Genomic DNA, 10893 nt, shown 5'->3' with positions numbered 1-10893 from the left:
TCAATTACTAATGGATAGATTTTTAATTGTGTTTGGGATAAACCCAAACACGAAGAAAAATAAAGAAAAAGTCAGGCAACTCAATAATTTTGGTTTAATAGCTGCATAAAACTTAACGAACTATTGTAAATAGGAAGCCACATTATAAAAATCATTTTATTCCAAAGAGTCCAAAAAAATCAAAACCAATTTGTGAACAACAAAAAAGACGATTTATTGAAAATGAGATAGCATATTTAATAATGTTCTGGGGAGTTTCTCGTGGATCTAGCGATGAACTAAATGAAAGGCTAACCAGTCAGTTTGATTTAATTGATAATGGAAATACTGGAGGTTTTGATATTATTGACTACATAAAAAAAATACCAGCTGTATATGAATGTGGAGATAGTTCCAGAAATTTTAGTGTAATTATAAATAGCTTTCTTAAAACTAAAATTCTTTCTAATTCAACAGTAATTAATAATATAAATAATGGATTTGTCAAATTTTTTGGAGGTCAGCAATATCAGTTAGGACATTACTTTAGACATCTATATCAGGCAGTTAATTATATTGATAGTCAATCATCTTTTTTGTTTTCAAAGGATGAGAAGTATGAATACATAAAGACTTTGCGCGCCCAAATGTCAAATTACGAGCAGGCATTACTCTTCATTAATTCTCTTACTATCATGGGACGGGATTGGGAATATTCAAATAAAGATGGTAAATGTTTGATTTCTGAATACAATCTGATTAAAAATCTACCAAAGAAATTCATTCCTAATATGCAGCCTCAAGATTATTATCCCGATGTGGATTTTGAATGGAAGAGTAAAAAGGTAAAAAAAAAAGCCTCATTAAATTGAAATTTGATAATAGGGTAAGTGTGTGACTTCTTGCCGCCAAACCCAAAGCGAAATACAATCAATTGATCAGACCTTTCAGGTCTCACTTTATTTAAGCAACATTTATAAACAGACAAATCCTCCATGTATTGGGGGATTTTTTATTGCAGGAAAAAAGACACCGCATCAAATTTTTAAGCAATTAACCAACAATGTATGTTTAGTAAAATTTTGGAAGGAATGATTGCTCTATTAAAAAAAAATGTTCAAGTCGATTTAGGTATAATTTTTTATGTATTTTTAGAAACTTTTAAAAAATATTTAACTACTAATTTTATTAAGCTATTTAGAAATGGTATGGATAGCTTTGATAAAGCTGTTGTTAATTATTCTTTTTGATTAATAAATCAGCAAAGAAAAATACATACCATTGCGAAACCTTTAAACAAAGACTATGAAAGTAATTAAAAGCTTTTTTCTATTAACGCTTCTATGTGCGCTATGTTATTCTTGTTCAGATTCAAAAGACGAACCAGATCTACCTCCTGAACCAGGCAAAGGGATTTTATCAATTAGCCCTACGGAATCAAGTAATACGAAATCTTCAGCAGGTACATCATATGAATTGTCTGATTTAGTAACTGCAGTAATTACAATAGAACAAAACAAAGTGGTACTTGAAGCTTACAACTCAAAAGAGATAACACTTGAGAAATGGGGCGATAAAAGCTACACAATTAAAGGAATTGAATTAGAAGAAGGAAACAATTACAGCATTACTGCTTTTAAATTAAAAAATGAAGAGGATAACACGACATTTGCGTCTCCAATAACCGGATCGACTGCTTCTGCATGGGTTAATGAATCTTTACCTATTTCTTTTACTATCGATACTGATAAAACTACTGAGATTGATCTTCAGGTAGTTACTACCTTAGGTTCTAAGCCATCTGATTTTGGTTATCATTCATTTACATTCTCTGATAATACGCCAGGCGTACAATCTTATCTTGAAAACATTGAGACTATTTTTCTTGATAAAAATGAGAAGATTGTTCATCACTTTACGCAAAGAGGAATTCCAACTTATTCAGAAATATATAGAAATCACATTATAAACAAACACATTTCTATTGATATTATAGCTGAAACAATTAAGCATTATTACACCGGAGATGGTGTTTTTCCAAAGAAAGTTGTTATTGAACGCCACATATCTAAGGAAGCCTCAATGGAATATCTTTTTACAGAGCATTATGAATCTGGGAATATCGCTAAAATGGAATCAAACAGTGAAGTTAGGGAATTTGATGACAATGGCTTACCAACAAAATATATTTCTCTAAACTCAGCAGGTGTTCCAGAATGGCATGTGGAATATTCACATAATGACAAAGGATATTTAGAATCCAAACATTACTTTGATATTGAGGGGATCAAAGATTACTCATACAACTACACTTACGACGATGAAGGGAATCAAATTTCCAAATCAAAAGTCAATTCAGATGGGACTTTATTAGTCAGCCAAGTTGAATATGAGTATGTTAATGGATTGATGAAACGGACAATTTACTATAATGTTAATGAAAATCAAGAAAAAGAAGAATATGCACGTGAAGACTTTGAATACAATTCCGATAATTTACTAGTTAAAGAAAGTTTGACCTATACTCCATCAGAAATGGTTAATACTTTAGACTATATTTATTCAGGAAATAAAATAGTTTCATCAGAGTCTAGAATATCTACGGACCCGGATTTCCTTAAAATATATTATTACGATGATTTGGGATGGATGGAAAATGAAAATTCCAATAAAATTTATGATTTTAGAGGACACTTAATTGAGGATCATTACGTATCCGGAGAGTATAAAATTGTAGAATTGTATGATGACGATTCCAAGATTTCTGAAAAGAAAATTTATAGTATGGATGGAGTCTTATTAAAATCAGTACAGCCTGAAAATAATAATGCAGTAATAAATTATTGGGTCAATGGTTTTGCAAAATCTGAAACATTTTTCAATAATAATTTTGATATTCTTTATTATCAAAATATGACCAATACTGAATTTGACACTCATAACCCAACTGAATCTGATCAGTTTGAATTGTTGAATCATGTTCGATATCACATCAATAATAATGAATCCGGCGTTATGCTTTCCAGGGTTTATTTAGAAACTATGGCAAATGATGAATATTCATCAGGAATTATAATTCGTGCTGTTGATGAGCAATATGCAAAAGAAAAGGCAGATTACAGTGTCGTTAAAAGAGTGTACACTTATTTTTACTATAGTCAATACAATTCCACTTATGCAGATCCTAATGATCTATATAAATATGTAGTTGTAGTTGATGATTTAGTAACCGGAGAAGTGACATCAACTTATTACGATGCTAATGGTAATAAAATTTAATTTCTGCTAAGAATAGAAGCAGTAAATTCACATATTAATTATGAAGAACCTGATAGTTTGTATAACTGTCAGGTTTTTTTTTATCCGATTTTTTGAATTTAATCAGTAATACGAATAGGGATTGTTTTGCATTTTTAAAGTTTATGTTCTCATTCAAATTGGGGAATTTTTTATTGCAGGAAAAAAGTGTTGGGAGCTGGTGAAACAAGACATAGACGCATTTCTTTTTGTTTGGTATAAATAGTAAGTTTACCTTGCTTTGCAGCAGTACAAATAAATAGTAAGAAATATTATCGATGGGAGACTTACTTATAATTGAAGAGTTGAATGCTCAGCTAAAGTGGAAAATAAAACAAGTAGAGAAAGTTACTTGGTTGATAAAAGGCTATCAGTTGAATGAATTGGCTCAGCTTACCCGTTTAAATATTTCGAAAAAGAATTTGAAAGGCAAGTGGCCTGCTGCACTTTTTAAATTGAAACACCTGGAATTTTTAGACATTCAGGAAAATGGACTTGAATGGATTCCGGATGAAATAGCCAATTTAAAGAGTTTGCGATGCCTGGATATTCGTCGGAACCAGATCAGTTCACTGCCTCAATCAATAACGGAAATGCCAAATCTTCAAAAATTATATTTGGGTAACAACAGCTTTACTGTTGTGCCTTCGGCTCTTAGTACCTGTCCTAAACTGGAGCTAATTGATTTTACGAACAATAAAATTTCTGAAGGACTGGAACAGCTTTTACAATCAACATCCATTACCAACATTTATTTGGAAAACAATTGCATAAAGTCATTTCCCTTTCATCTGCTTAAAAACAATCAACTCACCGAGCTGAATTTAATGGAAAATCAAATTGAAAATATCCCGGAAGATCTGCCGGCTATTATGCGCTTTCATTATTGAAATTGGAAAAGAAGTCGGAAATAGGCAGATCATTCATCTTTTGAATTATTCCTTTTTTTATTCATGGATTTCTCTATATTTTAAAGGTGTTGAACCATATTCTTCTTTAAAACTTTTTCGGAAATGGGAAAGGCTTTGAAATCCTACTTCCATACAAATCTCATTAATTGCTTTGCTTCCTTCATTAATTAAATTGGCTGCTTTTTTTAAACGGTACTTACGTATAAATTCTCCCGGACTTTCTTGTCCCAATTGTTTCATCTTGCGATATAATGTTACGCGGCTCATACCCACCATATTGCTTAGAGTATCTGCATTAAATGCAGGGTCAGGATAATTATTGTCGAGAATAATGAGAATTTTTTTGAAAAATGATTTGTCATTTATGCTCCAACTGTCGTTTTTGTTTATTGCAAACTGCTCAATGTTTTTCCTGATTTCGTGATGCTTGTTAATAATATTGCTGACTCTAGACAGAAAGAGATTTGGATCAAAAGGTTTTTCAATAAAGTCGTCGATATTGGTTTGAAAACCTTCAATTTTTGAGGATATATCTGTTTTTGCACTTAGAATAATAATTGGAATGAAACGAGTTTCCGGTACTTCTTTAACCGTTTTTGATAATTCAATCCCATCCATTACAGGCATCATTAAATCTGTAATTATAAGGTCGGGAATATTTAGTTTTAGCTTCTTTAGGGCTTCTCTGCCATTTGTGGCGGTTTCAATTTTATAATATTTGGACAAAAGAGACGAAAGATATTCCAAAAGCTCGGGATTATCTTCAACCAACAATACCTTATCGCCTGATGGATTTCCGGGTTCTATAACAATTGGACCACGTGTTTCATATCTTTGAATATCTGGAAGAGGTTCTTCTTCAAAAATGTCCGACTCTTTAAAATGTTTGTTTCCCCATTTAAAGAAGAGATGAAAAGTAGTGCCTTCTCCTAATTGACTTGTACATCTTATATTTCCTTGCTGTATATCAACCAACGCTTTTACTAATGCCAGTCCCATTCCATGTCCGTCAATGTTATGCGAATTCTTCTCGCCCCTGAAAAAACGTTTAAAAATATTTTCTTGTTCGTCTTCAGGAATGCCTGTACCAGTATCCGTAATTCTTAAAACGAGCCCATCCTCTTGTCTTACAAAATCAATAATCACAGAGCCTCCTTTTTCAGTGTATTTTAAGGCATTCGATAAAATATTATAAATGATTTTATCTGTTTTATCTATATCAAACCATAGTAAAATCTTATCGTTAGTATTTAATATCTCAATATTAATATTCTTCCGTAGAGCAAGGTCTTTAAATGAATCGGTAATTTCACTCGTAAATGAAACGATATCAAAATGGGTAATTTTTAGTTTGAGTTCACCCTGATCATATTTTCGAAGATCAATAAATTGGTTGACCAGGCGAAACAGACGATCAGAGCTTTTTTTTATGTTTTTTAGTATGTATTGATTTACACCTTGTTCCCGCAGTGTTTCAATATTTCCCATGATAATTGTTAAAGGCGTTCTGAATTCGTGCGAGAGGTTTGTATAATATTTTAATTTGGCTTGATCGGCTTCATGTAACTGATTGCTCATTTCTACCATTTTTTCTTTTTGAGCAATGATTTTATTCTTTTGTTTTTCAATGGAAAAAGTTTGTTCTCTAATTTGTGTTTCCAGTTGCAAATTCCACCGTTTAATGGTGTATAATCGAATCTTAAAAACAGTAAGAATAACAATAACAACAAGTGATAAACTTATCCATTTAAACCATACTGTTCGATAAAAGGGAGGTATTATTGATATGGAAAGTTGTGCAGGTGCACTCCATATTTGAGCATCTTGACTTGCCTCAACTTCAAAGGTGTAATTGCCTGGAGAAAGATTTGTAAATACAGCCCGGTTTGCATCTTGGGAAGTAACAACCCAGTTGGATGATAGCCCTTTTAAACGGTATCTGAATTGTGATAAATCGGGATAGTTGAACGGAAAAGCATTAAAATAAAGTGAAAAGGCATTTGAGCTATAGTTTAAATTAAGCGAATTCAGATTTTGTATCGAACGAGGTAAAATTAGTTGATCATCGATTTTCTCTCCAACTTTAACTTTTTGGTTATTTATGTACAAGTCAGTAATAATGGGATGAGTAGGAATTGTGATTTTTTTCGTTGTTTGTGGATCGAAACTTATAAAACCATTGTAACCCCCAAAATAGATTTTACCTTCAGAATCTTGAAAAAAGGCATCATCCATAAACACATTTTCAGTCAAAAAACGTTCTATACTGTTATCTTTCAGTTTAAGTTTATTGATTCCACGGTTCGTACTCATCCATAATTGCCCATCTTCATGAATTACGCTATATATGAGGTTATTCGATAATCCATCAGTCTCAAAGAACGTAGCGATTACTTTCTCTTTTTTAATATCGAAAGCCATTAATCCATTGTTACTGCCAATCCACATGGTATTGCCAATAAGTTCGAGCGCATATAGCTTGTTGTCTGTTAAATTGTTTTTTTCGTAAGTGAAATAGCTTAGGTTTGAATTAGGTGTTAATTTGCACAGTCCATAATCACCTAATATAAACCAATAGTTAGATTTTTTGTCGATTGTTAGGCTACGAATCGATGCTTTAATATAGTTATCGGGCATTGATATTTCTTTCAATTCTCCCGTTTTTAGATTAATTGTTGCAATTCCGTTAAAATTGGTTACAGTTAATTCTCCCGGGCTATATTCTTTAAGATGATAACAGACATCTGGCCAATCCCAGTTGTATTGAATTTGGCACGATTCAATCTGATTTTTGATTGCATTATATTTACAAAGTCCGTTGTTTGTACCTATCCATAACTCTTTATTGGAGTCTTCATATAAAGATCTGATATTTTCCAGCGATTTGGTGGTTGTTTTTGGAAAATAGATTTGCGAATACAAGATTTGTGAATTGTCTGTTTTAATACATACCAGACCAAGCCGGTCGAAACCAATCCATATATTGCCATCTGAAGTTTTACAAATTGCTCGTATCGGATCAATTTCCTGATCCGATTTTGATAATACAGAAATTAAATGGTGTCCAAAAATATTTTCTCTTCTGGAATATAAGTTTGCGCCATACTTTGAGGTTCCTATCCATAAATTTCCTGCTTTATCGAAGATAAGATTTTTGGCATCTTTTCCATGAAATGAATAATCATTAAATGGATCATATGAGTATTTTGTGATATCCTTTATCGTGTCATTTTGATTTTGCAAAAGGGCTAATCCGTCTTCTAATCCTAACCAAATTTCATTTTTGTATCCGGCAATCGATAATATTCTGTTTTTATTTCTGAATCCATTGTATTCTGCATTTGTTTTTAGTGGGATTGTATGGTTGTTGTTAAGGTTGAGAACTTTTAATTGATTCGAATTGAATAAAATAAGTGAATCGTTGTAAATGGGCGAAACACTTTGTACAACCGAATTAATTATCATTTTGCCACTTAAATCGTTGCTTTTGTTCTTCGGATAGCTATATATTCCACCAGATCCCCAATAAAATACTTTTTTATTACCACCATAAATCAAGTGTCCGTTTTTAAAAGGAACCTCAAATTTGGTGGTCACATTCGTTTCTGCATTGTATTTATATAATCCATTTGGATCGGTAAACCAAAGAACAGAATCTGAGAATGATACCATACTTGATAAATGAACTGCATCACCAGGAGAAAAACAGCTATCCGGGTATATTCGGAAGTCGTTCGATGAGGCGTCAAACTTGTTTATTCCTCTTTCTTGTATATGTACCCATATATTCCCATTTGGACATGACGATAATTGCTCAATGTAGTTTCCTTCCAATGAGTTCTCAATGGAAGGAGTAGAACGAAAAATATCATAATTACTTCCATCAAAACGTGTAATTCCTTCAATTGTTCCGAACCAAACATAGCCCGTTGAATCTACAATAAGACTATTAATGTTGTTCTGAGAAAGTCCTTTTCCAGTATCAAAATAATCAAAGCGAATATGTTGTGCTTTTGAGCTGAATTTCAGTATGGGAGACAGCAAGAATAAGACTAATAGTGTCTTTTGTAGTTGATTGAGATTGGTAGGTTTCGTCATGATGGCACTAAAATAAACAAATGAATCAAAAACACCACTATATGAAACAAAAACACCTTATGTGTGAATTTTACGACAATACTTTTGAAAAGAATTTAAACTACTCCTGTTTTGAAAGTAGAATTAAGACAAAATAAACTATAAACTGATATTCTATGAAAAATCGAATAAACCTAATTTTTATGCTGGCTCTGATGATGTTTTTAACAAATCATTTGAGAGCACAATCTTTATCAAAACTAGTAAATCCTCTAATTGGTAGTGAAGGAGATGGACTTGGATGTGGTTATTGTTTTATCGGTGCGACTTATCCGTTTGGAATGGTTCAATTTTCGCCTGGCTTTTTTACCCCGCAACATGGATTTGCCATCACTCAATTAAGTGGAGCCGGCTGTGCTAATATGGGTAATTTCCCGGTGTTGCCATTGTCAGGAATACTTAAAAAATCGCCAAACGACATGGATGAATTTATTCCATACCAGAAGGTTAATGAGGCAAATGCCGGCTATCTTTCGGTAAGTATGAAAGATAACACGCTTGCAGAGTTGACAGTTAACAAACGTTCGGGTATTGCCAAGTTTACTTTTGATTCGAATAACGGGACCGTGCTTATTGGCTCTGGCATAAACGCAACATTTGTTGAGAATGCTGCAGTGGAAATAACATCGCCTTCAACATGTGAAGGTTTTAGTTATGGTGGTGATTTTTGCGGAGCAGAAACCCGCTATACGATCTATTTTGCAGCTGAATTTGATCGCGACGCAGATCGGTCAGGAACATGGATGAAAGGAACTTTACTCCATTCGGCAAAACGCGCTTATGGTAAAAAATCGGGAGCTTATTTTACATTCGATACCAACGAAGATAAAGAAGTGGAGTATAGAATTGCCATTTCTTTTGTTTCGGTCGAAAATGCTCGCGAAAACCTTAAAAAATCGGCAATGCAGAATAGCTTCGAGACATACCGAAATTTTACTGCAAAGGTATGGGATGCTCATCTTGGAAAGATTAAGGTGAAAAGTGATAGCCAAGACGAACAGAGACAGTTTTATACGCATTTGTATCATACTTTAATTCATCCTAATGTAGTGAGCGATTCCAACGGTGAATTTATTGGAGCTGATTATCAGGTTCATCAGGTTGCTACAGGGCACGAAGCATACAGCTCGTTTAGTGTTTGGGATACATATCGGACACAGGCGCAGTTGCTTGCAATGCTCTATCCAAGGGAAGCAGGTGATATGATGCAATCGCTGGTTGAATTTGCAGATCAGGCCGGTGGTTATGGCCGGTGGATTTTGGCCAACATTGAAACCGGCATTATGCAAGGTGATCCAACTTCTATCTTAATTGCCAATACCTTTGCTTTTGGAGCAACTGACTTCGATGTTAGAAGGGCCTTTGATTTCATGAAAAAAGGCGCGACAATTCCACACTTATATTCACAGGATCGGGAAATTCGTCCGTTTTTAAAAGAATACAATGAAGTAGGTATTGCACCTGCTTCAATGCTTTTGGAATATACTGCTGCCGACTATGCTATTGGTGAATTTGCTCGCCAATCGTTACACTATGAAAGCGAAGCAGAGTTCTTTATTAATCGCTCGGAGAATTGGAAAAACCTATATAATCCACAATTAAACTGGCTTTGTTCCAGACATGAAAATGGCAAATGGAAAAGTATTAAATCGGATTGGAGAGAAGCCAGCCATAAGAATTATTTCTGGATGGTTCCTTACGACTTGGAAACCTTAATTGATACTATTGGCGGGAAAAGAGCAGCCGAAAAAAGGCTGGATTCTCTTTTTGTTCGACTTGATGCATCTTATGATGATGATTGGTTTGCAGCCGGCAACGAGCCAGATTTCCAAATTCCCTGGATATACAATTGGACTGATTCACCTTCGAAAACCAATAAAGTTCTTCAACGGATTTTTCATGAAGTATATAATAGCTCATCTTCCGGGCTCCCCGGTAACGATGATTTGGGAGCGATGGGAGCATGGTATGTTTTTGCGTCCGTTGGACTTTATCCAATGGTGCCTGGAGTTGGATATTTTTCAGTCAATATTCCGCGGTTTTCAAATGTAAACATCGAGTTACCCGGTGGAAATCTATCTATTACTGGTGGTTCAAAAACTGCTTCTAAAATAAAATCATTAAGACTAAATACTAAAAAACACGAAAAGTATTGGATCAAGTGGAATGAGATAAAAAACGGGGGGAAGATTGATTTCTCAACCGCTCAATAAATAACGGGTTTATCAACAGTGACGGCGGTAAGGTTGCCCGTTATGAAGGTTTTGAGTTTGACTTAAACGAGATTGGAGTGCAGGTTTGGTATGTTCGTATTTTGGTGAAATTCCCAAATTGGCAAAATACAAACTGTGTGAATACTGGAGAAATCTCTTTGTATGGAGATGATTTGTAATTGATATAAAATGGTTCCGTTTAAAATAACGTTGATCGTTAAACGCGGTTGACAGCTTCTTTTTTAGTTAGTAAAAGGGCTTCTTGAATTGCTAAAAACAATTGGGAAGTCCTTTCCTTTTTTATGTTGAGTTCAATTGTAATATACTTGAATCTACTGCAATAATTCATTCCACGT

Annotated in this window: 6 protein-coding genes; 5 read left to right on the top strand and 1 reads right to left on the bottom strand. The window is 33.8% G+C overall.

Annotation, left to right across the window (positions count from 1 at the left end):
* Positions 1–242 precede the first annotated feature (242 nt).
* The 4 genes from BZG01_RS15110 (at position 243) to BZG01_RS15095 (ending at position 4166) form a co-directional block, all read left to right on the top strand.
* Positions 243–851 carry a putative phage abortive infection protein gene (locus BZG01_RS15110; RefSeq protein ID WP_101310674.1) on the top strand — a complete coding sequence of 203 codons (609 nt, stop codon included), beginning with the start codon at positions 243–245 and terminating at the stop codon, positions 849–851.
* Positions 852–1046: 195 nt separating this feature from the next.
* Positions 1047–1229 (top strand): hypothetical protein, encoded by a 183-nt coding sequence (locus tag BZG01_RS15105; protein WP_101310673.1) that lies wholly within the window; start codon positions 1047–1049, stop codon positions 1227–1229.
* A 55-nt stretch (positions 1230–1284) separates the two neighbouring features.
* The gene (locus BZG01_RS15100) at positions 1285–3258 is read left to right on the top strand and encodes a hypothetical protein (RefSeq protein WP_101310672.1); all 1974 of its coding nucleotides are present in this window, start codon (positions 1285–1287) and stop codon (positions 3256–3258) included.
* A 296-nt stretch (positions 3259–3554) separates the two neighbouring features.
* Entirely contained in the window at positions 3555–4166 is a 612-nt protein-coding gene (locus BZG01_RS15095) for a leucine-rich repeat domain-containing protein (RefSeq protein ID WP_101310671.1), read from the top strand.
* Between the two features lie 57 nt (positions 4167–4223).
* Here BZG01_RS15095 and BZG01_RS15090 read toward each other — a convergent pair whose 3' ends face one another.
* Positions 4224–8285, bottom strand: a complete 4062-nt coding sequence (locus tag BZG01_RS15090) for a hybrid sensor histidine kinase/response regulator transcription factor (RefSeq protein WP_101310670.1) — start codon at positions 8283–8285, stop codon at positions 4224–4226.
* A gap of 155 nt (positions 8286–8440) precedes the next feature.
* Here BZG01_RS15090 and BZG01_RS15085 point away from each other — a divergent pair, with 155 nt between their 5' ends.
* Complete coding sequence (locus tag BZG01_RS15085; RefSeq protein WP_101310669.1) at positions 8441–10537, top strand: GH92 family glycosyl hydrolase; 2097 nt, start codon at positions 8441–8443, stop codon at positions 10535–10537.
* Positions 10538–10893: the final 356 nt, after the last annotated feature.

The organism is Labilibaculum manganireducens, from assembly GCF_002843385.1.
Classification (GTDB): domain Bacteria; phylum Bacteroidota; class Bacteroidia; order Bacteroidales; family Marinifilaceae; genus Labilibaculum; species Labilibaculum manganireducens.
The sequence above is the reverse complement of the archived record's forward strand: the minus strand, read 5'-3'. Positions and strand labels throughout refer to the sequence as shown.